General features: G+C 63.0%; 27 protein-coding genes. 7 read left to right on the top strand and 20 right to left on the bottom strand.

Annotated features, from left to right (window positions below):
• Positions 1 to 13: 13 nt before the first annotated feature.
• From L0U81_RS06335 to L0U81_RS06355, 5 genes are all read right to left on the bottom strand, one after another.
• Positions 14 to 907, bottom strand: coding sequence for an alpha/beta hydrolase (locus tag L0U81_RS06335; RefSeq protein ID WP_233800928.1), 894 nt, complete (start codon positions 905 to 907; stop codon positions 14 to 16).
• Positions 908 to 941: 34 nt separating this feature from the next.
• Positions 942 to 2,126 (bottom strand): alpha/beta fold hydrolase, encoded by a 1,185-nt coding sequence (locus L0U81_RS06340; protein ID WP_233800930.1) that lies wholly within the window; start codon positions 2,124 to 2,126, stop codon positions 942 to 944.
• A 33-nt stretch (positions 2,127 to 2,159) separates the two neighbouring features.
• Entirely contained in the window at positions 2,160 to 2,870 is a 711-nt protein-coding gene (locus L0U81_RS06345) for a flavin reductase family protein (RefSeq protein ID WP_233800932.1), read from the bottom strand.
• 66 nt (positions 2,871 to 2,936) lie between these two features.
• Positions 2,937 to 3,389 (bottom strand): MaoC family dehydratase, encoded by a 453-nt coding sequence (locus L0U81_RS06350; RefSeq protein WP_233800934.1) that lies wholly within the window; start codon positions 3,387 to 3,389, stop codon positions 2,937 to 2,939.
• Positions 3,390 to 3,556: 167 nt separating this feature from the next.
• On the bottom strand, positions 3,557 to 4,477 hold the full coding sequence (locus tag L0U81_RS06355) for an AraC family transcriptional regulator (protein WP_267956583.1): 921 nt from the start codon (positions 4,475 to 4,477) through the stop codon (positions 3,557 to 3,559).
• Positions 4,478 to 4,590: 113 nt separating this feature from the next.
• Here L0U81_RS06355 and L0U81_RS06360 point away from each other — a divergent pair, with 113 nt between their 5' ends.
• On the top strand, positions 4,591 to 4,956 hold the full coding sequence (locus L0U81_RS06360) for a nuclear transport factor 2 family protein (RefSeq protein WP_233800936.1): 366 nt from the start codon (positions 4,591 to 4,593) through the stop codon (positions 4,954 to 4,956).
• A gap of 33 nt (positions 4,957 to 4,989) precedes the next feature.
• Here the strand turns inward: L0U81_RS06360 and L0U81_RS06365 are convergent, their stop codons facing one another.
• The 7 genes from L0U81_RS06365 to L0U81_RS06395 all read right to left on the bottom strand — a co-directional run bounded on the left by L0U81_RS06365 (position 4,990) and on the right by L0U81_RS06395 (position 11,866).
• Positions 4,990 to 5,712: a hypothetical protein gene (locus L0U81_RS06365; protein ID WP_233800938.1), complete on the bottom strand. Its 723-nt coding sequence runs from the start codon at positions 5,710 to 5,712 to the stop codon at positions 4,990 to 4,992.
• A 36-nt stretch (positions 5,713 to 5,748) separates the two neighbouring features.
• Positions 5,749 to 6,153, bottom strand: coding sequence for a nuclear transport factor 2 family protein (locus tag L0U81_RS06370; protein ID WP_233800940.1), 405 nt, complete (start codon positions 6,151 to 6,153; stop codon positions 5,749 to 5,751).
• Positions 6,154 to 6,161: 8 nt separating this feature from the next.
• Complete coding sequence (locus L0U81_RS06375; RefSeq protein WP_233800941.1) at positions 6,162 to 6,923, bottom strand: SDR family oxidoreductase; 762 nt, start codon at positions 6,921 to 6,923, stop codon at positions 6,162 to 6,164.
• A gap of 300 nt (positions 6,924 to 7,223) precedes the next feature.
• A complete protein-coding gene (locus tag L0U81_RS06380; protein WP_233804247.1) occupies positions 7,224 to 8,228 on the bottom strand; it encodes a LysR family transcriptional regulator in 1,005 nt (334 codons plus the stop codon).
• Positions 8,229 to 8,336: 108 nt separating this feature from the next.
• Positions 8,337 to 8,651: a high-potential iron-sulfur protein gene (locus tag L0U81_RS06385; RefSeq protein ID WP_233800943.1), complete on the bottom strand. Its 315-nt coding sequence runs from the start codon at positions 8,649 to 8,651 to the stop codon at positions 8,337 to 8,339.
• An 86-nt stretch (positions 8,652 to 8,737) separates the two neighbouring features.
• Positions 8,738 to 10,027 carry a c-type cytochrome gene (locus tag L0U81_RS06390; protein ID WP_233800945.1) on the bottom strand — a complete coding sequence of 430 codons (1,290 nt, stop codon included), beginning with the start codon at positions 10,025 to 10,027 and terminating at the stop codon, positions 8,738 to 8,740.
• Positions 10,028 to 10,138: 111 nt separating this feature from the next.
• Positions 10,139 to 11,866 (bottom strand): methanol/ethanol family PQQ-dependent dehydrogenase, encoded by a 1,728-nt coding sequence (locus L0U81_RS06395; protein WP_233800947.1) that lies wholly within the window; start codon positions 11,864 to 11,866, stop codon positions 10,139 to 10,141.
• A gap of 435 nt (positions 11,867 to 12,301) precedes the next feature.
• Between L0U81_RS06395 and L0U81_RS06400 the strand changes: the two genes are divergently transcribed.
• The 4 genes from L0U81_RS06400 to L0U81_RS06410 all read left to right on the top strand — a co-directional run bounded on the left by L0U81_RS06400 (position 12,302) and on the right by L0U81_RS06410 (position 15,680).
• Positions 12,302 to 14,287 (top strand): sigma-54-dependent Fis family transcriptional regulator, encoded by a 1,986-nt coding sequence (locus tag L0U81_RS06400; RefSeq protein ID WP_233800949.1) that lies wholly within the window; start codon positions 12,302 to 12,304, stop codon positions 14,285 to 14,287.
• Positions 14,288 to 14,589: 302 nt separating this feature from the next.
• Positions 14,590 to 14,664: a pyrroloquinoline quinone precursor peptide PqqA gene (gene pqqA, locus L0U81_RS33795; RefSeq protein WP_442793416.1), complete on the top strand. Its 75-nt coding sequence runs from the start codon at positions 14,590 to 14,592 to the stop codon at positions 14,662 to 14,664.
• 151 nt (positions 14,665 to 14,815) lie between these two features.
• Entirely contained in the window at positions 14,816 to 15,097 is a 282-nt protein-coding gene (gene pqqD / locus L0U81_RS06405) for a pyrroloquinoline quinone biosynthesis peptide chaperone PqqD (protein ID WP_233800951.1), read from the top strand.
• Between the two features lie 133 nt (positions 15,098 to 15,230).
• Positions 15,231 to 15,680, top strand: coding sequence for an ester cyclase (locus tag L0U81_RS06410; protein WP_233800953.1), 450 nt, complete (start codon positions 15,231 to 15,233; stop codon positions 15,678 to 15,680).
• A gap of 84 nt (positions 15,681 to 15,764) precedes the next feature.
• On the opposite strand, the gene L0U81_RS06415 is transcribed toward L0U81_RS06410, so the two are convergent.
• Both L0U81_RS06415 and L0U81_RS06420 read right to left on the bottom strand, forming a co-directional pair.
• Entirely contained in the window at positions 15,765 to 16,511 is a 747-nt protein-coding gene (locus L0U81_RS06415) for an SDR family NAD(P)-dependent oxidoreductase (protein WP_326489827.1), read from the bottom strand.
• 116 nt (positions 16,512 to 16,627) lie between these two features.
• Positions 16,628 to 16,996: an antibiotic biosynthesis monooxygenase family protein gene (locus L0U81_RS06420; protein WP_233800957.1), complete on the bottom strand. Its 369-nt coding sequence runs from the start codon at positions 16,994 to 16,996 to the stop codon at positions 16,628 to 16,630.
• Positions 16,997 to 17,085: 89 nt separating this feature from the next.
• On the opposite strand from L0U81_RS06420, the gene L0U81_RS06425 reads away from it, so the two are divergent.
• Positions 17,086 to 17,553 (top strand): MarR family winged helix-turn-helix transcriptional regulator, encoded by a 468-nt coding sequence (locus tag L0U81_RS06425; RefSeq protein WP_233800959.1) that lies wholly within the window; start codon positions 17,086 to 17,088, stop codon positions 17,551 to 17,553.
• A 35-nt stretch (positions 17,554 to 17,588) separates the two neighbouring features.
• Here the strand turns inward: L0U81_RS06425 and acs are convergent, their stop codons facing one another.
• Positions 17,589 to 19,649, bottom strand: coding sequence for an acetate--CoA ligase (gene acs / locus L0U81_RS06430; protein ID WP_233800961.1), 2,061 nt, complete (start codon positions 19,647 to 19,649; stop codon positions 17,589 to 17,591).
• Positions 19,650 to 19,929: 280 nt separating this feature from the next.
• Between acs and L0U81_RS06435 the strand changes: the two genes are divergently transcribed.
• Positions 19,930 to 20,352: an ACT domain-containing protein gene (locus L0U81_RS06435; RefSeq protein WP_233800963.1), complete on the top strand. Its 423-nt coding sequence runs from the start codon at positions 19,930 to 19,932 to the stop codon at positions 20,350 to 20,352.
• 25 nt (positions 20,353 to 20,377) lie between these two features.
• Here the strand turns inward: L0U81_RS06435 and L0U81_RS06440 are convergent, their stop codons facing one another.
• From L0U81_RS06440 to L0U81_RS06460, 5 genes are read right to left on the bottom strand one after another with little or no spacing between them, the layout of a single operon-like run.
• Positions 20,378 to 21,223, bottom strand: a complete 846-nt coding sequence (locus L0U81_RS06440; RefSeq protein ID WP_233800965.1) for an urea carboxylase-associated family protein — start codon at positions 21,221 to 21,223, stop codon at positions 20,378 to 20,380.
• Positions 21,224 to 21,267: 44 nt separating this feature from the next.
• Positions 21,268 to 21,999 (bottom strand): ABC transporter ATP-binding protein, encoded by a 732-nt coding sequence (locus L0U81_RS06445; protein ID WP_233800967.1) that lies wholly within the window; start codon positions 21,997 to 21,999, stop codon positions 21,268 to 21,270.
• Positions 21,987 to 23,801, bottom strand: coding sequence for a branched-chain amino acid ABC transporter ATP-binding protein/permease (locus L0U81_RS06450; RefSeq protein ID WP_233800969.1), 1,815 nt, complete (start codon positions 23,799 to 23,801; stop codon positions 21,987 to 21,989). The genes L0U81_RS06445 and L0U81_RS06450 overlap by 13 nt, the downstream gene beginning before the upstream one ends.
• A gap of 3 nt (positions 23,802 to 23,804) precedes the next feature.
• Positions 23,805 to 24,704: a branched-chain amino acid ABC transporter permease gene (locus L0U81_RS06455; RefSeq protein WP_233800970.1), complete on the bottom strand. Its 900-nt coding sequence runs from the start codon at positions 24,702 to 24,704 to the stop codon at positions 23,805 to 23,807.
• A gap of 25 nt (positions 24,705 to 24,729) precedes the next feature.
• Complete coding sequence (locus L0U81_RS06460; RefSeq protein WP_233800971.1) at positions 24,730 to 25,923, bottom strand: branched-chain amino acid ABC transporter substrate-binding protein; 1,194 nt, start codon at positions 25,921 to 25,923, stop codon at positions 24,730 to 24,732.
• Positions 25,924 to 26,161: the final 238 nt, after the last annotated feature.

Below are 26,161 nucleotides of genomic sequence, written 5' to 3' on the forward strand. Positions count from 1 at the left end.
GTGGGAGCGGACGTTAGCCGAGGTGCTGCTTGAACCATTCGACAGCGGCTTCGCTGGAAACGTGGAATTGCGACAGATACGGGTCGAAGTGTCCGCCTTCGATCGTCACGAGCCGCTTGGGCTGCAGCGCGCGTTCGTAGGCGGCGAGTTCGAGATCGGTCAGCGTGATCGCGTCGCGTGTGGCGACCACCATCAGAAGCGGCGTCGGCGAAACGCGTGCGATCCAATGGCCGGGCTCGTACATGCGCGCGGCACGCGTCGAGCGGATCGTGACGTTGTTTTCCCAGGCACCTTGCGGCAGCGGCTGCAGATAGAAATCGATCGCGTCTTTCGCGCGATACGACGCGGCAACCGCAGGATCTCCACTGACGATCGCTTGACGGCGTGGCAGCTCGCCGCGCAATTGCGCGCGATCGTCGTCGGCGAACGCTTCTTCGATCGCGGCGACATTCTCCGGCGCAATGCGGCGCAACCCCTGTTCGTAGCCGCTGATCGTCGGCACCTGAGCGACGACACAGCGCAGGCGCCGGTCGGTCGCGCCGAGCACGATCGCATGACCGCCCGCGTAGCTCGTGCCCCACAGGCCGATGCGCTTGGGATCGACGACGTCGAGACTTTCGAGGAAGCTGATAGCGCGTCGCCAGTCTGTGATCTGACGCCACGGATCGATGTCGTGACGCGGCGTGCCTTCGCTCGCGCCGAAGCCGCGATGGTCGTGAAGCAGCACGACGAAGCCGGCTTCCGCGAAGGCGCGTGCGAACGGCTCGAGCCCGTGTTCCTTCACGCCGGCGTAGCCGTGCGCCATCGTGATCGCGGGGCGCCGTCCCTCGCCGGGCGGAACGAAGAGCCAGCCGCGCAGCTTGACGCCGCCGTCCACTTCGAATTCGACGTCGGTACGTTTCACCATTGCAGTCTCCAGGGAATGTGATCGGACGCGCGAATTACGCGCTGCGAAAAAAGAGGCTCGCGTCGACCCGGCCCTGCAGCCGATGGCCGAGTTCAGCCGAAAATTTGAGGGCGCCGCCGAGCGGACGATGATGGATCGCCACGTGCACGATCTTGCCTTGCGGGTTCTTCGTCAGTACGGTAATGCCGCGCATCTGTTCGCCGCCGAAGGCCTGCACTTCCCATTCGAGGTAATCGCGTAGCCTGCTGTGCGCTTCATGCGTGAACGAGAGCGCTTCGTAGATCCGGCTCGCGGTAGTCATGACGGTCTTGACCTGATCGATGCCGACGGCCGGCTTCGCCAGCACGCTCGCTTCGAGCACGACATCGGGCGAGAACGTCTCGGCGAAAGCATCGGCCGATTTTTGCCCGAATGCCCGGGTCCAGCCCTGCGGCGTGACGGGTACATCGGAGGTGTTCAGTTCACCCTGGTTTCGATCGACGTTCGCGAGAAACGAGGCGACGGCACGCGCGATCGCGGCCGGTTGTTCGACGTGCGGCCAGTGACCGGCGCGCTCGATCGATATGACCTCCGGCGCTTTGAAACGCGGCGTGACGCCGACCGAGATCAGCTCGGCGGTGGCGAAGGTGTCACCGTCGCCGCGGAGAATCAGCACCGGGCCGAGGTATCGCGACGGTTCCGCACCGGTCGGATGGCCCTCGTTCCAGAGGTCGGCGAAGGTGCCGGTCGCGGTTGCATCGACACGGTCGCCGAGCCGGCCGAGCCGCTCGAGTTGGGCGTCGTCGAGGTTCACCGACACGTTGCGACGCAACTCACGTTGTGCCGCCGGATTGCCGCCGAGCGCATGGAAACCGCGCATCGCGTCATCAGGCAGGCCAGTGCCGCGCAAAGGTACGGGCGTCAGCAAGACGAGGCCGCGCACCAGCTCGTTCAGCCGTACCGCGACGAGTTCAGCGATCTGCGCGCCCATGCTGTGCCCGATGAGCACGACCGGCCGCGACAGCGCGCGGATCTGCGTCGTGATATCGGCCGCGAAGCGATCGAGGCTGTAGGGGCCGGGTTCGGTGGCGCGCGCGCCCATTCCAGGAAGATCGACGCGCAGCGCGTCGTCGGCGCGCTCGCCGAGATGCCGGGTAACGTCGTCCCAGACCGCGGCACCATCGAGGAATCCGTGGATAAACACGAGTGCGGGCTGGGTCGGATGATGAGTGGGATTCATGGATATTCCCTGTCAGTCTGTTCGAAACAAAGATCAGCGCGTCGCGCCGGAGGCCGACCAGTTCCCCGCGTCGATCGGCGAGTAACCGTCCTCGAAGTCGTCGAGCCGGCCGATGCGTTTGTTTTGCAGGCGCGCGAGCACCTGCGGATCGAGCGGCGTCGTGAAGGCGCTTTGCACGACCGTGTATTCGGCGGCAAGGCGACCGACCGCCTGCAGCGCGGCGGTGTCGATACGGCCGCGATCGAGGTAGAGGTCGTCGCGGATCTGGAAGCGCAGCACTTCGCCGAACACCACATGGTCGTGCTGGTCGCCGATCGGGATGATCCGCTCGACCTTGCATTCGAGCGCGATCGGCGCCGCCTTCACGCGCGGCGGTCGGACCGTCAGCGACACGGCTTTTTCAAGGCCGATCGCCTCGAACTCGTCGACGTCGGACGGGAACTCGAAAGCGCTGCGATGCAACGCATCCGCGAGTTCGAGGTTCGCGATGTTGACGACGAACTCGCCGGTGTCGCGGATATTGACGAACGTGTCCTTCAGCGTGACGCCGTCGGAGCGCGGTTGCATCGAGATCGATATCATCGGCGGCTTGCGGCCTACCGCGGTGAAGAACGAGATCGGCGCGAGGTTCGCGACGCCGTCCGTTGAAAGCGTGCTGACCCATGCAATCGCGCGCGGCAGGATGGAGCCGATCAGCAGCTTGTAGTTCGCGGCGGCGTTCTGGGTGGAGGGATCGACGATCATGATGAAGGTCCTTGCGAAGTGTCGGCGAAGTGTCGCGAAGTGTCGCGAAGTGTCGGATAGGCGGCGTTACGCGGGGCGGCGCGCGACGATCAGTTTGGCGGTCATGTCCTGCACGATCTGGCCGTGCTGATTGATCGTCTTCGAGCGCAGCGCCAGCGTGCCGCGATCGGGCCGCGAGCGCGAAGGGATCAGCTCCACCACTTCGCTTTCGACGTGCAGCACGTCGCCGGGGCGCGTCGGCATCGTCCATTCGAGCTCGCAGCCGGCGCCGAGCACGCCGTTGGCGAGCTTCGGGCCCTCGCTGACGAGCAGACGCATCGTGATGGCCGCGGTATGCCAGCCGCTCGCGGCGAGGCCGCCGAACATCGAGTGGCGGGCGGCTTCGTCGTCGAGATGGAAGGGCTGGGGATCGAACTCGCCGGCGAAGCGTCTGATCGCGGCGGCGCTGACTTCATACGTGCCGGTGATCGAGGTGTCGCCGACCTTGAGGTCATCGAAATAGAGCGTCTCCTGACTCATGAGCGTGTCCTTTGCAGAGGGAGCATGCCGGTCGGCCGGGTGGTCGAGCCGCTGTCCCGTGGGTCTTGCAGCTACTGTAGGGAAGGGCTCACAAAGGAGTAAGAGGGTGCCGCTGAATGCATCATTTCAGGTGGATCAATAATCGGCGCTGCGGATTCAGGTTCGCGTTAGCCGGCAGAGATGCGGCCTTGCCGTTTGCGGCGGTATTGGATCGGCGAGACGCCACGTGCCAGCTTGAATGCGCGGCTGAACGAAAATTCCGACCCATAGCCGACGCGCGACGCGATTTCACCAAGGCGTAGCCCGGTTTCCTCCAGCAGTTGCGCAGCGATGCCCATGCGCCACCGCGTCAGGTACTGATGAGGTGGTTCGCCTACCAGCGCGCAGAAATTGCGAGCGAACGCAGCACGCGACAAGCTGGCTTCCCTGGCGAGTTCCTCCAGTGTCCAGGCACGTTCGGGTGCTTCGTGTATCCGCGCAAGGACCCGTGTCATTTGCGGTGAGCGCAAGGCCGAAAACCAGTCGTTGCCCGCGGGTGAGGCAGCCTCAGCCCATTCGCGCATCAGGTAAACGAACAGCGAAGAAAGGAGATTCCGCACCACGATATGGTTGCCGAAGTTCGGTGTCTCAACTTCGTTACGTAGCATGCGCAGCGTATCGCTCAGTGGAGAATGACCCGGTCCCATCCCGGCGCGCAGCAACACGGCCTGCGGAAGCGCTCGCAGCGCGGGGAGTGCCAGATGCTGATCGAGGTTGAACTCGCCGCAAACGAGCGTGGTGGCCAGGGGATCACGGTCTACGACACCATCATGCCTGGCCAGAAACGCATCGAGCGCAATGGTCTTGCCGCGCTTCGAGTGCACGACTTCATGCGCACTGCCATGCGGGAACACGACCAATTCACCCGCCTTTAACTCCATCGTTTCAGCATCGGAACGGCGCACGTACGCATGTCCCTCCGCGGCGAAATGGAACACCACGGCATCGCGAGCCTGCACCGCGAATCCCCACGACCCTGCCACGCGCGTGCGCACAAGCACCACGCCATCGGCGCGGACTGCCTTCAACCAGCCGTTCAATGCTTCCATGAAATCATCACGGCAAAATGAGACGAAATGATATGTGTTGGATATGCGTTGGTATGGATGATCTTCCTTTGGGCGGATTCAATACAAGTGCTCCAATTCCCCAAGGTTAGATCATGAACAGAGAACACATTGAGGCCGCAATCGACACCATCTACGCGCGCATCTTCAATAAGGGCGAGGCCGAACTGCTACCGGGCCTGGTTGCGGGTCCGTATATCCAGCACAACCCATTGTTTCCGGACGGCACCGACTTCATCTGCGGCTTCATCAAACAGGTCGGCAAGGTGCCGTGCGAAGTCAAACGCATCGCGATCGACGGTGACCTCGCCTTCATCCATGTGCGCTATCTGGATTGGAACGGTAAGGAAACGGCGGGAGTCGACATCTTCCGCTTCAATGCTGACGGAAAGATCGTCGAGCACTGGGATGTGTTGCAGCCGGTGCCGGAAACGGCGAACAACGCGAATTCGATGTTCTGAACGGAAGATTCGAGCGACGTTCGAAGGATTCACCTATTCAGTGCGGAAATCGACGTTGCGAAAGTCGATCGTCACGAGCAATGGCTCCTCCACCTTTCGTCCCGCTTCGTCGTAGGCAAACACGCGTCGTGTCATCGGCACCATGATGCCCTGCATATTGCGGTAGTTCGACGCGTAGTTGGCGCCCGGGGCGCCGCCCATGACGTCGACCGTGTAGTCGTGACGGCGCAGCAGTCCGTCTTCACCGAAGTAGGAAATCTGCTCGCGGCTGTGGCTCGCGATCGAATCGGGGAACGTGACCTTCAGGCGCCGCCAGACTTCGCCGTTCTCGTGCCACTCCGACAGTTCTTCGGTCTCGAAGCCGGGAGTCGTGTAAAGAAACGGGATGGACAGGTAAGTCCACAGTGCGTAGCCGGTGAAGTACAGCGCGTGCAGACGATCCCATTGGCTTTCCTGCACATGACCGTGGTACGCCTCTCGCGGTGCGCGTCGTTCCTCGGCGCCGTCGCCGTCGAGCGATTCGATGCGTACGGCGTCCGGCGTGAAGGTGCCGAGCCAGCCGGCTGACGGCGACGTGATCGACATATGCTGGCGTTGCAGGCTCGCAGCCAGAGCGATGTTGCGGAACATATCGGCTCGACCCTTGAGAGGCCACACGGCGCCGCCGATATCGAGCGCGGCTGAAGCGGTGCGCAGCCTGTTCCAGTTATCGATTCCACCGTGGGCCGATACGGCCTCTTCGAGCAAAGTACTCATTGCCTGTTTCCTGTCGGTTGCGGTATATCGCCGGCCTTACTGTTCGCCGGGGAAGGTGTTGCCGAACATCGGATAGCCGCCAGCCGATTCGGCGCGCGTCGGTTCGTCCTGCAAGACGTCCCAGTGCTCGACGAGCTTGCCATCCTCGATCCGCAGGATGTCCACGGCGATCAGGGCAGCGGGGGTGGCCGAACTGGTGTAGCGGCTATGCACCCAGACGAAGTCGCCATTGGCGGCGACCATGTCGTACTCGAATCGCAAATCGCCGGCCGAACGGACGAGGCCGAAGAGTCCATCGCGTCCGGCTGGTACGTGCCGGCTGTGCTGAACGTAGGATTCGGACCAGAACTGCGCGGCTTTGTCGTAATCCTTCCGGTTGAACAGCGTGTCGAGCGCATCGAGAACGAGCGCGGTGTTCTTTTCTTCAAGTGTCGTAGTCATGGCGGATCTCATTCAACGGGAATCGGATTGTCGATGACGAACTGGTTGAACTGCTCGACGAACGCGTGCTCGTTGGGCCCGGCGTTGTCGCGCATCGGCTTTGCGGCTTCGACGATGACCTCGGTCGTGGCGGTTTCGAGCAGTGTCATCGTTTCGGCGATGAACGCATCGAGCGGCATCGCGCGCGGGTCGCCGCTTTTGTGAACGAGATCCGTATCGACCCACGGCGGTGCAATTTCGAGCACGCGAACGTTCGTATCGCGCAGTGCGAATCGCTGCGACAGCGTGTAGGAATGAATGGCCGCCTTGGTGGCCGAGTAAAGCGCGGTCGCCGCGAGCGGCACGTACGCGAGCACTGAGCTGTTGTTGACGATCAGAGCCTCGGGCTGCCACTTCAGGTGCTCGACGAAGGCGGCGCTTACGCGTACGGGGCCGAGCAGGTTCGTGTCGACGAGACGCACGGCCTGCTCGTCGTCGAGCGGGCCGCCGGCGTCGTCGAACGGCATGATGCCGGCGTTGTTGATTACGACGTTCAAGGCCGGATAGCGAGAGATCAGTTGCGCGGCGACCTGGCGAATCTGGGCGGCGTCGCCGATATCGAGCTCGACCGTATCGATGCCGGGATTCTGCTTCGCGACCTCATCGAGCAGCGCCTTGCGGCGGCCGGCGATGATGACCTTGTTGCCGCGCTGGTGGAAGGCTTCGGCGAGACCGCGGCCGATTCCTGAAGTGCCACCGGTGATCAACACCGTATTTCCGCTGAGTTTCATGATGAGTTTTCCTGACTAAATAACATGAGGGGAGAAAGGACGATCGCGAGCCGATGCCTCCAGGCACGCGGCCTGAAGCTGCGCACGGTGATGGGCTGGCTATGGCCGTTGATGTGAGCTTCTTCGACCAGCAGATCCAAATCTGAAACCGTAGGCATGCCGTCCAGCGCACTGTGTTATCGCTGAAACGAACAATGGTCGAATTGTGGTCTGCGCGGCCCGGCAGATAAATCCCGCAATCACGTCATCAGTGTTTCGCGAGGACAGAACAATGCGTGCTCTTTCGTGGCCGGGCGCCGGTTAGGCAATCGGTTCCGCTTCGTCCCGGTCGAGGTCGATCGGATCGGCATCGTGGCCGTCGGCGCTCGTGGGGCGGCAGCGCGCGTCGACCTCGGGCGTGCTCGAGAACAACGGGCTATTGCGCAGGAGTGCGGCGATCCAGTCGATGAACGCACTCACGGTCGACGACAGATGGCGGTTGTGGGGATACACGGCCGAAATGGGCAACGGTGGGGGTTTCCACGGCGAAAGAATCTCGATCAGTTCGCCGGATTGCAGATAGGGCAGCGCCATGAAGCGGGCGCCCTGGACGATGCCGAAGCCGTTTATGGCGCTACGCAGATAGGCCTCCGCGTCGTTGACCGCGAGCGAGCCGCGCATCTTCACCTCGACCACTTCGCCGTTCGCTTCGAACGTGAGCGGCATGATGCGGCCCGTGCGGCTCCAGTAGTAGTTCACCGTGCGATGGTTGGCAAGCTCGGCGAGCGTCATGGGCGTGCCTGCTTTCTGAAGGTACGCCGGGCTGGCGACCGTGACGGCCTCGTAGATACCGACACGTCTTGCCACGAGCGACGAGTCCTGCAAGGTGCCGATCCGCACCACGCAGTCGATGCCTTCCTGGACGAGATCGAGTGGCTTGTCGCCGAGACCGAGCATCAGGTCGATCTCGGGATACCGCTCGTGAAAGTCGCCCAGCGCGGGCATGACGACGAGGCGGCCGAGCGCGCCCGGCATGTCGACCCTTAGCCTGCCGCGTGGGGTGCGCTGCTTGCCGAGGAACGAGCCTTCGATGTCGTCGATGTCGGCGAGGACGCGCAGGCACCGCTCGTAGTAGGCGGCACCGTCCGGTGTGAGGTTGAGGCTGCGGGTTGTCCGCTGCAGTAGCCGCGCTTTAAGGCGCGCTTCGAGGGCCTGGATGATCACGGTCACGCGAGCGCGCGGCATGTCGAGGGTCTCGGCCGCGCGTGTGAAGCTGTTCGTTTCGACCACGCGGGCAAATACTCTCATGGCCAGCACGATATCCATTGGCCGCTCCTCGCCGTGACGGTGGCTTAAGACACCGCAGTCTAAACCGCACAGGCGAAGGGCGCCACCCGGCGATGCGGGCATGGCCCGCCGTCGGCGTCCCCGCGCTCAAGCTCGTGGAGCATAGACGTTGCACCAGCCGTCAGCCGAAACGGATTTGCCCGGGAACATCGGGCACGGTCCGGCGGTGTCACCAGATGCGCCGGTGTAGAAACGACAGTTCGCGCAGTTCTGACCCGCGTGGTATTTGGGGAACTTAGCTGCGTCGACGCTGCTCGCCTTCGCACGATAGCCGAGTGAGCCGGCTGTGGCGTCGTTTTCATCGACGAGGGGTGGCGAGGCGAACGCGACGTCGGCGCTCGCGAGCGCGGCGCACAGGCCAGCGGCCTGGAGAATGAAGTGTCTGCGAGTGTGAGAGACCATGATGATGTCCTGAGAAAAGGAAAGGGGTGCCCATGCCGCGTTCGCGTGAAGCGGCGTGGCGTTGCGCAGCAGTGGTAACTAATGCGCTAGTGGCGCGGTCCAGCGTTCAGCGGCGTCTTCGACGATTGCGCGGCCTGCGCGGTCAGCTTCTCGCTGCCGGTGTCGTAGCCATTCGTGTAGAGCAGGAAGGCCATCAGGTCGGCGTACTCCTCGTCACTCATCTTGCCGGGATGATCCGCTGGCATATTGGTTGACATGTACTGATAGATGCCGCCGATCGTCAGATGCGAGTTCGACGCCGGCGCGAATGCCGGGCCGCTCAACGATGGCGCGGTGTTGCCTTCGAGCTTCTCGCCGTGGCATTTCGCGCACGAATCGGCATACAGATGTTCGCCGTGCGCGACCTGATCGTGATCGAACGAGGGCGTGTCGGCGCCCGCCGCAACCTTGATGAAGCCGCCCGCGGCCGGCATGCCGCTCACGTGCCATACGTCCGCGCGCGGCAACGTCTGGGTCGGGCCGTCAAGATAGCGCGCGGGGCTGCGCACGAGGCTCGCCTGCGAAACGGGCGTGGCCGGGGTAGCCGAGCCAGTCGCGTGGCTGGTCGGCAGCGCCCACTTGCGGGTCAGCGCGGCGAGCCGGCCGTCGTTGCGCAGGCGCGTGAGCGCGTCGTCGATGCGCTGTTGCAACAACTGTGTGCCGGGCCCAGACGCGAACACGAGATTCCAGTCGGCATAGGGCGAATCGGCGACGGCAACGTCGAAGTGCTGCTGTGGATGAGCGTGCCGGTACGCCACCACGGCCGGGTACCAGACGATCGCCCGTTGGGCGCGTCCTTTCGCGAGTGCGTCGACGGTCAGATCCGAGGTGACTTCCAGATCGAACCGGGCGTTCTTCTGCTGAACCGCGATCAGCTGCGACGGGCTCGACCACGTGGCGGCGATGGTGATCTTGCCGTCCGGCGCCGCGACGCTGGCGTTGGTTGCATGGGCGCCGCGCAGCGTGACGCTCACATAGCCCGAGTGCAGATAGCCCTGGGAAAAGAGCAGGTGCGAGTCGGAGCCGTCGGCCACGCTCGAACGCGGAAAGCCCGCGATCACATCGCAGTTGCGCTGCAGCGATTTCGCGAGTTCGTGAGCGGAGATGCCGTCGTCGCCGCCGTCGTCGTCGATGCCGCGCGAGGCGAATGTGGCGGCGACGCCCGCGGTGCTCAACACGGCGCGCGCCACGGATTTATCGAGTTCAGCCGAGGGGCTGCCGGGCAGCGTGCACACGCGTACGCTGGAGGATGCTTGCGCGGGAGACTTTGCGGCAACATGAGCGGCGCCGGCGACGAGCGCGCTGGCGAGCGCAACGTGAGTGAGTCGAATGTTCATGATGGTGCGTTCCTGGGATGGCGGGAACACCGCGCCCGCATGGGCTGCGTGCGGGCGCGGAGAGATGCTACGGCGAGAGTCCGACGCGAAAGACGGTGGTGCGGCGGCTGCTCAGCCCCGATCGAGCGCGAACACGTAGAGCGTGCCGCCGCGCGGAACGTCCTTCGCGACGTCGGCCATCGGGCCGCCCCAGATCGGATTCGCCCCGCCGTAGCCCGCCAGCACGGCCACGTATTCCTTGCCGTCGATTTCGAACACGGAAGGTTGCGCGACGATGCCGCTCGCGAGTTGCGGGCTCTCCCACAGCACCTTGCCGGTGGACACGTCGAACGCGTACAGATGGCCGTCGAGCGAGCCGCTGAAGGCGAGGCCGCTGGCTGTCGTGGCGACGCCGCCGTTCCACGGCATCTTGGTCCAGTGGCCCCACAGCTTCTTGCCGGTATTCACGTCGATGGCCTGAAGTTCGCCATACCCCTGGCTGCCCGGTTCAGGCTGGATCTCAAAGCCTTCGCCGAGGTAGGGCAGGCCCTCCATATAGCTGACCGACTTGCCGGACAGGCTCATGCACGCATGCAGCGCGGGCACCACCGCGATGTGCCGCTCGGGATCGTAAGAGACCGACCACCAGTTCTTGCCGCCGAGAAAGCTCGGGCAGGTGTTGATCGTCGTACCGGCCTTGGGAAACCGGGTTGCGTCCTGCACCGGCTTGCCGTCGGCGGTGTAGCCCGTTACCGAGAGCGCCTTGACGAACGGCTCGGCGTAGATCAGCTTGCCGGTCTTGCGGTCGATCGCGTGGAAGAAGCCGTTGCGGTCGGCGTGAATGATGGCGTCATACTGCTTGCCCTTGTAGCTGATGCTGGCAAGCACCGGCGTATTCACGCCGTCGTAGTCCCACGTGTCGTTACTCGTGTACTGGTAGTGCCACTTCAGGTCGCCGTTCTTCGGATTGAGCGCGAGCAATGAATCTGAGTACAGATTGTCGCCGGGACGCAGTGCGGCGAGCCACGGCCCCGGATTGCCGACACCCCAGTACAGCGTTTGCGTCGCCGCGTCGTAGGTGCCGGTCAGCCACGCCGCTCCGCCGCCATGTTCCTGCATGCCGTCGGGCCACGTGTTGCTGCCTTTCTCACCGGCACTCGGGATCGTGTAGCGCTTCCAAAGAATCGAGCCGTCGTCGGGATTGAGGGCGGCGATATAACCGCGAATCCCATATTCACCGCCCGACGTACCCACCACGATCGCGCCGTCGAGCGCGAGCGGCGCAAGCGAGAAAGCGTAGCCGAGTCCCGGCTCGAACATCTGCTTCTTCCAGACGAGATTGCCGCTCTGTGCGTCGAGCGCGGCCACTTCGCCGCTCAGCATCGCCACGTAGACGTTCTTGCCATACAGCGCGACGCCGCGATTCACCACGTCGCAGCAGGCGGTCTTGAACGATTCCGCGCCGAGCCTCGGCTCGTATTTCCAGAGCTGCGTGCCGGTTTTCGCATCGAAAGCATAGACGTTGTCTTTCGGCGTACTGACGAAAAGGTAGCTGCCGTTGACGATCGGCGTTGCCTCGAAGCCTTGCTTGAGATCCGCCGGGAACTGATAGCTCCAGGCCTGTTTGAGCCCGGCGACGTTCGATGCATCAATCTGCTTCAGAGGTGAATGCGACTGGCCGCTGTAACTGCGGTAGTAGGTGAGCCAGCCCGGGTCGCTCTGTGCTTGCGAGAGCCGCTCGTAGGTCACGTCGGGATAGTCCGGGGCGGCGTTCACCGGAGCCACGTTCAGTGCCATCGCAAGCGCGATGCTCGCTCCATAGACAGGCAGCCAGCCTGCGGCGGGCGCAAGGTTCTTCATAGTCGTCTCCTGAGTGTTTGTCGATGCAGTGCCGGGAGAGGCGTCGCCCTTTTTGCGCTGTGTCAATCCGGCTGCGCTGTCGTTACTGCAAGTCACATGCCATTTGCGCGAGCGAGTCCGCACGGGCGGCGCGCCTGAAAAGTGCGATTGGCGGCATTGCCCGCGCGGCGCTCCATGTGTTGCATCCCGGTACAACCGGGGCGATGAGGTGTTGAGAAAAATGACAGTTGCAGCGCTGCCGCGCCGGGAACGGCCGAAAGATTGCGGGCCATGTGCAACTCGGGGTGAGTCCGCATGTCGCGGCGCGCATCAATTTGCGGTAATACAGCCTCTCCGGTCTGCGTGGATGCGGCCGTTCAAACCAGGTGGCCCGGAGCTTGCTTAAGAGGACAGGGAAAAGCTTGGCAAGGTACCCGGCTTTCCAGGAGGGAGACAATGCGCGATGACGTTCACCCGGCCGCGACTCAGACGGCCGTACGGTCCAATGACTCGCCCGCGCCGGCCATTCAGAAAGCGCACGAACGGTCCGAAACGTTTGGTCTGTGCGCGTCGGCGCGTCCGGACTACGAAGTGCTTTCGAACGCGGGACTCGAACTCAACCGCGAGCAGAACCGGGTGTTATGCGCGCACGCAATGCCGGTGATGGAGACGCTGCACGAACAGATCGCCAACACCCAGAGCATGATCGTGTTGACCAATGCCGAAGGGCTGATTCTCCATTCGATCGGCGACGACGACTTCCTCGCGCGCGCGGAAAAAGTGGCGCTGCGGCCCGGCGCGAACTGGGCCGAGGACCGCCAGGGCACCAATGCGATCGGTACGGCGCTAGCCGAGCGGTGCGCGATGGTCGTGCATGGGGACCAGCACTACCTGGCGGCAAACCGCTTCCTGACCTGCTCGAGCGTGCCGATTCTCGATCCGTATGGCGACGCGATCGGTGTGCTCGACGTGACGGGTGACTACCGCAGCTACCATCAGCACACGATGGCGCTCGCGAAGATGTCGGTGCAGATGATCGAGAATCATCTCTTCACGACCACCTTCCACGAAACGCTGCAAGTGTCCTTCCATAGTCGTCCTGAGTTTCTGGGCACGCTCATGGAAGGCATCGTGGCGTTTACGAGTGATGGACGCTTTCTCTCGGCTAACCGGAGTGCCCAGTTCCAGCTCGGCATGTCGCTCGCCGCGCTGCGCGCGCATACGCTCTCGTCGCTGTTCCAGACCACGAGCGCGCAACTGATCGATCGCGCGCGCGTGAGCCTCGACCCGCACCTGATGCTCAACGTCAGCAGCGGCGCGCTCGTCTGCGCGCGTGTGCAGTTCAGGCGGGCGTCGCTGGCCGAAGGCAGCCGCCCGGCCGCCGGGCGCGACGGCGCGCGCGCGGTGACGCGCGAGGATCCGACGCAGACGGCCGCCGGGCTCTCGCGCCTGAGCTATCTCGACACGGGCGACCCGCAGGTCGCCGCCGTCATTGCCAAGGTCAAAAGGGTGATTGGCAAGGACATTCCGATCCTGATCAACGGCGAGACCGGCACGGGCAAGGAGTTGCTCGCACAGGCGATCCACAACGATTCGCCGCGGCACGCCGGGCCATTCGTGGCGGTCAACTGTGCATCGATTCCGGAGACGCTGATCGAATCCGAGCTGTTCGGCTACGAGGAGGGCGCATTCACCGGGGCACGGCGCAAGGGCGCGATCGGCAAGCTGTTGCAGGCGAACGGCGGTACGCTGTTTCTCGACGAGATCGGCGACATGCCGTACGCGCTGCAAGTCCGGCTGCTGCGCGTGCTGCAGGAACGCATCGTCAACCCGCTCGGCTCGACGAGGAGCATTGCGGTGGACGTCGCGATCATCTGCGCGACGCACCGTGACCTGCGCGAGATGATCACGCAGAACCGCTTTCGCGAAGATCTCTACTACCGGCTCAATGGCCTCGTGGTACGTCTGCCGCGGCTGCGCGACCGTACGGATCTGGCGGTCGTGATCCAGAAGATGTTGCTGCGCGAATCGATCGCTTGCGCGAAAGGGCGGCCGCTTCGCGTCGCGCCCGATGTCATGGCGATGTTCGAGCGCTGTCGATGGCCGGGCAACTTCCGGCAGCTCGGCAACCTGTTGCGCACGGCGGCGGCGATGGTCGAAGAAGACGGCGAGATCCGGAGCGAGCACTTGCCCGATGACTTCTTCGATGACCTGCGCTGCGGCATTGCGCAGAACTGCACGATGGAGGCGCCGAGCGCGGCCAGTGCGTTCGTGCCGGAGTGCGCGCGCCTGCAGGACGTGACGGTTTCGGTGATTGCCGCTGCGCTTGCGCGACATGGCGGCAACGTTTCGGCGGCCGCGCGCGAGCTCGGCGTGTCGCGCAACATGATCTACCGCAAGATGCCCGCCGTCGAGCTGGGTCGTGCCGTGGACGACTTCTGAGTCAAGCGGGCCGTTCTCCTCAGCACACCAGTTTGACCCGCGTGCTGTCACACCCGTGTTGCATCCCGCAGCAGCGGTGTTCCAAAACTCAACACTGCAACTTTCCCGAACGCGTCGTGCGGCGACGCGTTCGTGCTGCGTCGGGCGGAAAATTGATGATGTCGTTACCCGCACCTCCGCGAAGACTCGTGCGCGAGACAAACGCGACTTGCGTATCGACATCGGCATGTCGTTTGCTTTGAAGAGAACGACCGCCCATCAAGTGCGGTTTTTCCATCCAATCGCAATCAAGGAGACACGCCATGCAATGGATCATCCCGTCGTACACCGAGGTGCGTTTCGGCTTTGAAGTCACGATGTATATCGCCAATCGCTAAGCGGGCTGCGGCGTGCCGCACGCGGTGCCCGAGTGGCGCCCGGGGCGGCACACGCGATCAACGACCATGAAAATCAAGACTCTTCGCCGGCCTTGCACGATACGGCCTGGGCGCCGGCGCAACTCGATGCGCTCGAAAGGGCGTGGCCTCCATGAACACGCGTGACCCGGCCGGCGGCGTGCCGCTGCGCCCGCGCCTGCGCAGCATCTTCCGCTTGCAGTGGGAAGCGGCGCAGGGCGCCTACGTGCTGCTCTATCCCGAAGGGATGGTGAAGCTCAATAGGAGCGCAGGCGCGATTCTCGCGCGTTGCGACGGAGAGCACGAGCTCGACGAAATCATCGGCGAACTGGAACGGCTTTTCAGCACGTCCGAACTTGCGCCCGACGTCTACCGGTTTCTCGATCACGCGCGGCTGCGTGGCTGGCTGGACTGACATGTGATCGTAGCGGCTTCATTTGAATTTCATCGCAAGAAACGGGGGGCAGTCAGACACGTCGGCATCTATCGTTCATTCCAGGCGGAGCAATTGGGCTGCGCCGTTTGTCACGATCAGGAAGGAGTCGAACATGTCGAAGGAAGATGACAACAAGGCGATCGTAGGCCGCTGGTTCACGAGTCTCTGGGGTGAGAATTGCGATCTCGGCATCGTCGACGAGCTCGCCGCACCGGACATGCTGTTCAAGTATTCGCTGCACGAGCCGCGCCGTGGCCGCGAAGACATCAAGGAGTACATGACCGATTTCCGCGCAGCTTTCCCGGACCTCAATTTCCAGGGCGTTGCGGAACTCATCGCTGAAGGTGACTACGTCGTCGCTCAATGGGAAGGCGGCGGCACGCATACGGGGCCGGCTTTCAGCGACTTTCTCGCCGGAGCGCTGCCGGCGGCGACGGGCCGCAAGATGCACTTCACCGGCACCACGGTGCTGCGTCTGAAGGACGGCCAGATTGCCGAAGAGCTCGGTCTCGATGACGGTGTGACTGCTCTTACGCAACTGGGACTGATGAAAACGGTCTGAGTGGCTATCGGGGCAGCAGGTTGCGGAAAGTTTCCAGATTCCACGTCGCTTCACCGATGCTCTCACGGCGAAGCGGCTGGAGGATCATATGAAACTCACGCCTCCGTTGACGGGGATCGTCTGGCCCGTGACGAACCCGTTGCCGACGACCATCAGCACGACCTGTGCGACCTCGTCCACATCGCCGAGCCGACCCACCGGCAGCCGCTCCGCGACGTTCGCGGCCTTCAGTGGCGCGGCCATTTCCGTGTCGATCGGTCCCGGCGCCACCGCATTGACGGTAATCCCTTCGCGCCCGAGTCGCGCTGCATACCCGCGTGTCAGACCCTCGATGCCCGCCTTCGAGGCGTTGTAGTGAACGCCGACCAGGCCGGCACCCCGTGCGGCGGCTGACGAGAGGTTGACAATGCGGCCCCAGCGACGTGCGCGCATGCCTGGCAACACCGCCTGCGTACACAGAAACACCGACTTCAGGTTGACGGCAAGCGTCCGGTCGAATTCCGCTTCCGTGAGATTGTCGAGGTCGAAGAAAGCACCAATGCCGGCGTTGTTCACGAGTACGTCGACGACCCCGAGACGGTCTTCCACCTCCCCGATCATTCTCTTGACGTCATCTCCAACCGATACGTCGGCGCGCACGGCAATCGCACGGCCCCTGGCGCTCTCGATTTCAGCAACGACCTGGGCGGCTTCATCGCCTCGCTGCCGGTAGTTGACGGCGACTGCCGCGCCAGCTGAAGCAAGCGAGATGGCAATCGCGCGTCCGATTCCTCGCGAACTGCCAGTCACCAGGGCGACTCGATTGTTGAGATCGGGTGATAGAGCCGACACGAAGACCTCCAGTCCCGAAGAAGATGAAACGTCCGGCGGCGGCAGCGCCAACGGCGTAGCGTCGCTGACCGAAACATTACTCCTATTGGCCGGGTTCTTCCTGTTCGATGCGATCGCTAAGCGACGCACACGCCCGGAACGGCGACCTTCTGAAACAGGTGTGGAGATGCAACGGCAGTTGACGGATAGGCGGATATCTTCGATCTGAACTCCGGATGCGTGAACGCAGCTCTGAAATGAGCAGTCGATTCCCAGATCGCGTAGTTGAGGTAGGTCACACTTTCGCCGATGGCCCGATGCAGTTGGGTAGAAATGAACCCCGGTTGCTGTTTCATGAATTGGGCGTCGTCCTGCCATGTCCGTAGAAAATCCTGTTCATCAGCTTGATCGAGCGTGAAGATATTCACGAGCACGACGGGCGCGGCATCGACGGCGAGCTGACGGTCGATGGGGAAGTTGGGGTCCAGCGGGCGCAAGATTGTCATGACAAATCTCATTTGGTAATATGTTGACAACAATATGCCAAATCTAGGTGATTGGTGTCATGATGTCAAATTGTTTTTAGGGTGCCATAATGCCGAATATCAAACGCACGCCTGCCGGCGAAACATTGACGAACCTGATTCCTGGTCTGTTCGCACTCAACGGTTACTTGCTGACCGCTGGCGACCGGCTCGTTGAACCTCTCGGATTAACGAGCGCGCGTTGGCAGGTGTTGGGTGCTGTCATGAGTGCCGTTGTTCCCGAGCCGGTCTCGTGGCTCGCGCGCAGGATGGGCTCGAGTCGCCAGAATATCCAGCGGATCGCCAACGACCTCGAGACCCAGGGGCTGGTCGCATTCGAGAGCAACCCAAATCACCGCCGCGCTCCGCTGGTCGTGCTGACTGACAAGGGCCGTACGGTGTTTGACACTGCAATGCGTTTGCAGGCGCCGTGGGTGAACCGCCTGGCGAAGGGATTGTCGGTCGCCGATGTTGAAAAAGTTCGGCAAGTCGTGGAATTGCTTTCCCAGAGGCTGGAGGGCGGCGACGACACCGACTAACGATCCCCAGTGGCTTTTCAGGGCACCTGCGTCTATTACTTCACGAGCTCCCGCAGACTGTCGACGACCTCGGGGTTGGCCAGCGTGGATACGTCTCCGGGGTCCTGATGGTTCGACAGTGCCGCGAGCACGCGCCGCATGATCTTGCCCGAGCGGGTCTTGGGCATGTCCGGAACGATGACCACGCGGTGCGGTTTCGCGATGGCTCCGATCCGGTTGACCACCGAATTTGCGACCTGCCTGGCAACATCGTCCGAAGCTTGCACGCCGGGCTTCAACGAAACATACAGTTCGGGCACTTTGCCCTTGATCTCGTCGGCGACCGGCACGACCGCCGCTTCGACGACTTCGGGGACGAGCAGGGCGGCTGACTCGATTTCTTTGGTGCCGAGGCGATGGCCGGCGACGTTGATCACGTCGTCGATGCGACCGAGAATCCGGAAGTAGCCGTCCGCGGCATCGACGGCACCGTCTCCCGCCATGTAGGGCCAGTCGCGCCAGTCCTTACTGTTGCGATCGCGGCAGTAGCGGGCATAGTACGTTGACACGTAGCGCTCCGGGGCCTTCCAGATGGTCTGAAACGCACCGGGCCATGGATTGAGAATACAGATGTTGCCGGCCTTGCCGGAGCCGCGTGCAAGCTCGTTACCCTCGTCGTCGTAAATGACCGGATGAATGCCAGGTATTCCCGGACCGGCACTGCCGGGCTTCATCTTGTGCAACGCCGGCACGGTGCTGCAAAGGAACCCGCCCGTTTCAGTTTGCCACCACGTATCGACGATGACGGCCTCACCCTTGCCGACAGACTGGTGATACCACTTCCAGACTTCCGGCTCGATGGGTTCGCCCACGGTCGTCATGTGCTTGAAGTGATAGTTGTACCTGGCGGGTTCGTCGGGGCCGCTGCGCCGCAGGGCCCGGATCGCGGTCGGCGAGGTGTGGAAGATGTTGACGCCGAGATCTTCGGCAATTCGCCAGGGGCGCCCGGCATCGGGATAGACGGGCACGCCTTCATACACGACCGTCGAGGCCGCGAGCGCGAGCGGGCCATAGACAATGTATGAATGACCGGTAATCCAGCCGATGTCGGCCATACACCAATACACGTCCTCGGGGTGGATGTCCTGGATGTATTTCGATGTCCAGGCGACGTAGGCGAGGTAGCCTCCAATGGCGTGCTGGCATCCCTTGGGGCGCCCCGTGGTGCCGCTCGAATACATGAGAAATAGCGGTGCCTCCGCGGGCATCTGCACGGGCTCGACACGCTTGCCTCGGAACGCCTTGAGGGCGTCGTTGACGATGACATCGCGTTCATCCACCAGCTTCGTCGGACTCGAATACTTGCCGGGATACCGCTGCCAGATCAGAAGCTTCTCGACCTGGTGACCCTTCCCGGCAGCTTCGGCGAATGCGGTGTCGGCTTTTTCCTTGTGATCGGTCAGCTTGCCGCCACGCCAGTAAGCGTCCATCGTAATCAGCAGGCGGCTCTCCGAATCGAGGATGCGGTCGGCGCACGCCGCTCCGCTGAAGCCGCTAAATACCTGCGAGTGAATCACCCCGAGCCGGGCGCAGGCGAGCATCGTGATGGGCAGCTCCGCCACCATAGGCATATGGAGAGTGACCCGGTCACCGGCTTTCAGGCCGCAGAAGTCGCGTAGCATGGCCGCGAACTCGCTTACGCGGACGTAAAGCTCCTGGTAGGTGACATGCTGGACCGTCTCGTCCTCGGGCTCCGGCACGAAATGGATCGCGGCCTTGTTCCGGTAAGCGGCGAGGTGGCGATCCACGCAGTTGTAGCAGGCATTGATCCGGCCACCGACGAACCAGCGCCAGAATGGCGGATTGCTCGCGTCGAACGTCGTCTCCCAGTACTTGTACCAGTCGAGAAGGTCTGCGAACTCCTTGAAGCACTCGGGGATCTTGTCGAGAGAGAAGCGTGCGAACACGCCCGCGTCGGTCAGATTGGCCTGGCCGATGAACGAGGCGGGCGGCAGGAAATAATCCTCTTCAGGCCAGTGCACGGCGATTTGCGCCTCGGAAACCTCGACCGTTTGTTGCTCTGCGGGAGCGCGGCGCGATGACTTGTCTCGTGACATGGCAGTTCCTCCTTGCTTCCAGGTGCCCCGGGACACGCGGTGTCCCGCGCTACCCGCGGCAGCGCGTCGATTGACTTTGTCTCATGGGTCTGGGTGTCAGGCGTGACAGTGCGTGCGCTGCATAACGAATTTAAGGCCAGCGCGGTTGCAATGCCAAGCAACGAATTCCCTGCCAAAGAGCTGCCTGCTGACGACTCTGGCGCGACGACGCCCGTTGACTTGCCGGTCGGTCAGCCCTGAACTAGATTTTCATTGAGGTTCATCAAACGGGAGAGGCGCCATGGATCTGCTCGTTGAACGTGTCGATGTCTGGGCGGCCACCATCGAGGATAGGCCCGGTGGTCTCGGCGAAGCGTTAAGTGTCCTGCGAGATGCCGGAGCGGACCTGCAATTCATCGTCTCCCGTCGAACTGCGGAAGCGCCCGGGAAGGCAGTCGTGTTTCTCGCGCCGCTTCAGAACGACCGGGAAATCCGGGCCGCCTCGCAGGTAGGGTTCAACGTCACCCCGAGTCTTCACTCGGTGCGTGTGATGGGCTCTGACCGGCCGGGCATCATGGCAGAGCTGGCGCAAAAGTTGGCTGCGGGGGGAGTCAACCTCCGCGGCGTTTCGGCTGCCGCTATCGGCACGCAGTTCGTTGCCTACCTCGCAATGGACGCGCTAGGTGACGCGATTCGTGCAATCGAGATTTTGCAGCAGGCCTAGCACGTTGCGCTGCCGACGCTCCGAACTACTCCCAGTCAGGCTGCTGCAACGTCATACCATGCTGCCCTTTGTAAGCCGCCACAGGTGGCTGCGACCATCCGGCGAGCAATTGCGGCGCGATGCGATAAACGTCGACGCCGAGCGGCCGACACACTTCGAGCGGATCTCGCGCATCGGGGCCCCACATCGGCACCGAAAGATCGCCCCCCGGACATGTCGATAGCGCGCACAGCAAATCGATCTCGGCGAAGAACTCCAGATAATCGCCCTTTTTTGCGGGGCATGCTTTCATGAAGTACTTGTCCTCGAGATTCAAACCGGTGCACTGGAATACGTTCAGCACATCGTGGACGTCGTACTCGGTCAGGCCATACGGCGCAATGGCGCGCGTCAGGTTCGAATGGCAATGGAAATGGAAGTCTTCCCCCGTCAGCATGCGGTTCACGTAGGGATCGCAACGGGTGCCAAGCAGATCATGCACGCGTCCCCCGTGCTCGTCGGTACCATAGTTCGCGAGGCTGTCGTCGGTGATCGTCACCATCGGGCGCAGGAACGGCAGCGTCGACCACAACCGGTCGAACGTGCTCACATGCGCTGCCTGAAGCTGACGTGTGCGCGACGCCCACATCCGTTCGCGCGGATTGTGCTGGTTCCAGATGTTGAGGTCCGCAACCTGCGGTCCTTCGATCGTCACAATGCGGAACACGTGGCCAGCGGGCACAGTCCACGCCCGGCCCGAGCGGATCGGAACAACGATCGACTCGATCAGCTCGCGGCTAGCCTGTTCGGTCGCGATTCGTCTGTAGAAGTCTTTGTCGACATCGAGCGCGGAGCCTTTTGTCGATTGATATGCGGCAGGGTAGTTCAACATAAGGTCGCTCCTTGAAAAAGCGGTCAGCGTACGCGCCTTGCCTGTCATGCCGCCGCCGACGCACTCCCACCCAGATACGCGGTACGAACCCGGCTGTCCTGTGCCAGTTCCCGCGCCGCGCCCGACAGCACCACGCTGCCGCTTTCCAGCACATAGGCGCGGTGTGCGATGCGAAGAGCCTGCCTGACGTTCTGTTCGACAAGCAGCACCGAAGTGCCTTCGCTACAGATGTCGGCGATCATGCCGAAGATCGCGCGCACCAGTTTCGGCGCGAGTCCCATCGAGGGCTCATCCAGCAATACGAGTTTCGGCTTGAGCATCAACGCACGCGCGATCGCAAGCATCTGCTGTTCGCCGCCGCTGAGCGTTCCGGCCAACTGGCCGCGACGCTCGCGAAGCCGCGGGAAGGTCTGGTAGAGCACGGCAATGCGGCTCTCGAGCGCAGCCGCGTCGCTTCGCAACAGGTAACCGCCAAGCCTCAGATTCTCTTCGACGCTCAACGCGCCGAACATCCGCCGCCCCTCCGGCACATGCCCAATGCCGAGTGCGACGATCTGATGCGCCTGCAGCCCCGTCAGTGGCCGCCCCGAAAGCGCGATCCTTCCGGCGCGCGAGCGGATCAGACCCGAGATGGTTCTAAGCGTCGTGGTCTTGCCCGCGCCATTGGCGCCGAGCAACGCCACGATTTCGCCGGGCCGCACATCGAGCGAGACGCCATGCAGCGCCTCGATGTTGCCGTAACTCACGCGTAGATCGCGAACCTCTAGGAGTTCCACAGCGACTTCTCCCCGTTGGCGGCATCGTCGGCCGCATCGTCTTCTTCGGCTGTGCCGAGATAGGCGTCGATCACCCGTTGATCACTCTGGATCTGCACCGGCGGCCCTTCAGCGATGATCACGCCATGATCCATCACGATGATCCGGTCCGACACGCCCATCACCAGCGTCATGTCGTGTTCGATCAGCAATACCGTGACGCCCAGCCCGCGGATGCGCCGGATCAGGTCCATCAGCGCCTGCTTTTCGGTCGGATTCATGCCGGCCGCTGGCTCGTCCAGCAACAGCAGGCGCGGATTGCTGGCTAGCGCGCGGGCGATTTCGAGCCGCCGCTGATCGCCGTAGGGCAAATCGGCTGCGTATTCGCTCGCGCGACCGGAAAGCCCGACCATCGCGAGCCAGCGCATGCCTTGCGACTCGTGTTCGGCCGCTTCGGCATGCGCAGACGGCATGCCCACCAGTTCGGCGACAAGCGGCGTGCGCAACTGGTGGTCCATGCCCGTCAGTACGTTCTCGAACGCGCTCATGTGTCCAAACAGGCGAATGCCCTGAAACGTACGGGCGATACCGCGATGCACGTTGCGGTGCGGCGCGCCGCCGCCGAGGGGAGACCCGCACCAGAAGATGCGTCCCGCGCTCGGGCGGATCACGCCGGTCAGGCAGTTGAAAACTGTCGTCTTGCCCGCGCCGTTTGGACCGATGAGCGCGAGAATTTCGCCGCTGCGAACGACGAAGCCGATTCCGCCGATGGCCAGCACGCCGCCGAAGCGGCACACCAGGTCCCGAACCTCGAGCAGTGTTTCGCCCTCCCGGACCTCGACCGTCGGCGCGGGTGGAGCCGGCTCGCCTGCCGGATGCGTGCGCGGCATCGCGCGTTTCGTGCGCACGGGCCATAAGCCCTGTGGCCGCAGCAACATCAGAGCCACGAGTGCGACCGCAAATCCGAAGATGCGCCAGAGGTTCAGAAAACGCAGCAACTCCGGCACGCCGGCGACGATAACCGCGCCGAGAATCACCCCGGGAATGCTGCCGCGCCCGCCGAGGACGACGACGATAAGAATCGTCACGGACTGAAGATAGGTGAAACCGGTAGGATCGATGGTGCCGAAGCGCGCGGCGAACAGGCTTCCGCCGATCCCGCCGATCAGCGCACCCATCACGTACGCGAGCAGCTTGACGCGCAAGGTCGGGACGCCGACCGCCTCGGCTGCCGCTTCGTCTTCGCGAATGCTGGTCCACGCGCGCCCGAGCCTCGACTGGCCGAGCCGGATGGCGAACAGCAGCACGACGAGGAAGAACGCCATGCCCAGTTCGTAGACCGCCTGCGGTGAACTGATTTCATAGCCGAACAGACTGGGGCTCGCAATGCCGTAGATGCCATTCGGTCCGCCCGTGATCTCGAGATTGGTCGCAATGATGCGGGTGATCTCGCCGAAGCCGAGCGTGACGATCGCCAGATAGTCGCTGCGCAGCCGCAGCGTCGGGTAGCCGATCACGATCCCTGACACGCCGGCAATCGCCAGACTGAACGGCAGCGTCGCCCAGAACGAGAAATGCAGCAGCGTCTGGAGCAGTGCCGTCGTATAGGCGCCGATCGCGAAGAATGCCGCATAGCCCAGGTCCAGCAGTCCCGCATAGCCAACGACGATGTTCAGGCCAAGGCCGAGGATCGAGTAGGTAATGATCGTGAGCGCGACGTTGACGAGGTAGCCGCTCGCGAACGCGGGCAGCGCGACGGCTGCCGCCAGCAGGCCGATGACGACAGGCACGGGCCAACGCGGCAGGAAAGCCGGCGCGCGCATTGGCTACATCCTCTCGACGACGCGTTCGCCGAACAGGCCCGTCGGCTTGATCACGAGCACGGCGATCAGCACACCGAACACGAAGACATCCGTCCATTGCGACGACACATAGCCTGCGCCGAACGCTTCGAGCAGACCGATCAGGAAGCCGCCCGCCATGGCGCCCGGAATGTTGCCGATGCCGCCCAGAACCGCCGCGGTAAACGCGCGCAGACCGAGCACGAAGCCCATGAAAAAGTTGATCTGCGTGTAAAAAAGACCCTCCATCACGCCCGCGACGGCAGCGAGCACGGAGCCGATGAAGAAGGTGAGTTGAATGAGCCGTTCGACATTGATGCCCATCAGGCGTGCCGCATCCTGATCGATGGCGAGCGCGCGCATCGCGGTGCCGAGGAACGTGTAGTGCACGAAGAAATAGAGACACAGCATCAGCACGAAGCTGGCGACGATGATACCGATCTGCGCAAACGTGATCCGCACTTCGAGCAGATTCAGCCCTGCCTGGGTGAGCAGGTGCGGATAGGTCCTGAAGCCAGCGCCATAGCTCAGCAACACGGCGTTTTCGAGCACCAGCGACATGCCCAGCGCGGTAATCAGAATCGACAGCCGCGGTGCGCGCAGCAGCGGCTGATAGGCGACACGCGCGATGGCGACGCCGAGCACCCCCGTCACCACCGCCGCCGCCACGAAAGCAGCGGCCAGTGCGAACGCAAGCGGCAACTGCGCGCTCGCGAGCGTCGCGAGGCTCGTCCATCCGACGAACGCGCCGACCATGAACAGGTCGCCGTGCGCAAAGTTGATCAGCCGGATGATGCCGTAGACCATCGTGTAACCGAGGGCCACGAGCGCATAGAACGAACCGATTGTCAGCCCTTCGACGACGAACTGGAAAAAGGTGCTCATGGCCGCAACGGATACGCCGCCGTGCCTACTTCATTGCCGCCCATTTGCCTGCCGCGTCCTGTCGCTGATAAGCCTCGAACTGGTCGTTGCGCACGATGATCGTGATGTAAACCGCGCGGCTGCGGTCGCCCTTCGGATTGAACCCGATCGTCCCCGTCAACCCCGGATAGTCGTTGACCTTGTGGAGCGCTGCGATGATCGCCGCCGGACTGGTCGATTTCGCGTCGGCAATCGCCTTGGCCGTGACGGCGACTGCATCGTATTCGTAAACGGAATACGGTCCCGGGCCCTGGCCGTAGGCCTTGGTGTAGTCGTCAACGTAGCCGTGGGCGCCCGACAGGAATTGCGCGAGCGGGGAGGTGGTGATGATCATGCCGTCGGCCGCCGGGCCTGCCGTTTTCATGAGCGTCGGGTCGTTCGTGGCATCGCCGCCCATGAGGGTCATTTTCAGGCCCAGTTGCCGTGCTTCCTTGACGATCAGTCCTGCTTCCGAGAAGTAGCCGGTGTAGTAGATGACGTCAGGCTTGAGCGACGCGACCTTGGTGAGCGTCGGCGAGTAGTCCATCTGGCCCGGCGTAATCGAGTCGGCGTATACGACGTCGACGCCATCTTTCTTGAGCGCGTCGACCGTGTTCTGGGCGAGGCCCTTCGAATAAGTCGTGTTGTCATCGATGACGGCTACGCGCTTCGCGTTGAGCGAATTCTTGATGAAGCTGGCGGCGAACGGGCCCTGTTGATCGTCGCGGCCAATGGTGCGGAACACGTTGTCGTAGCCCATTTCTGTGAGCTTCGGATTGGTCGACGCATCGAGGACATAGGGAATGCCGGCCCGATGGAACGTCGTCAGCTCCGGAAGCGCAGCGCTGGAGCAGTACCCGCCAGCCACCGCGACGACGCCCGCGTCGACCAGTTTCTGCGCAGCCTGCACGGCTGTTTGCGCGTCACAGGCGTCGTCCTCGGGCACCAGTTCGATCTGCTTGCCGAGCACGCCGCCTGCCGCATTGATTTTTGCGGCAGCCAGCTTGGCGCCGTTGACGATATCGGTGCCGGCATTGGCGCTGCTGCCCGAAAGCGGCACGGGCACGCCGATCTTGATGGTCTGGCTCCGCGCCGCCTGCGGGACGAGCGCCGAAAATGCCGCGAGTCCGACCACCGCGGCACTGAGGGATCGCCGCAGAACGCGCGCGGCGTCGGGCATGCCATTGTTCTGAATATTCATGTTCGTGGCTCCTGACTGTGAAGCCGACCGGACCATCCCGCGAGGCGGGTAAGCCAGCGGTCAGTTAGCGGAACATAACAACGGATCGTTACGTGTGGCGCGAGCCTGTCGTGCAGATTTCGCGCAGTGCCGGCACAAGAATGCCTTCTAAATGATAGAACTCGAAGAACGCCTGACCGTTATAGGGTATGCGCGTATAAATCCCCCGCAAAAGCGGCGACAGACTAATATTTTTTCA

Source organism: Paraburkholderia sp. HP33-1, from assembly GCF_021390595.1.
GTDB lineage: Bacteria > Pseudomonadota > Gammaproteobacteria > Burkholderiales > Burkholderiaceae > Paraburkholderia.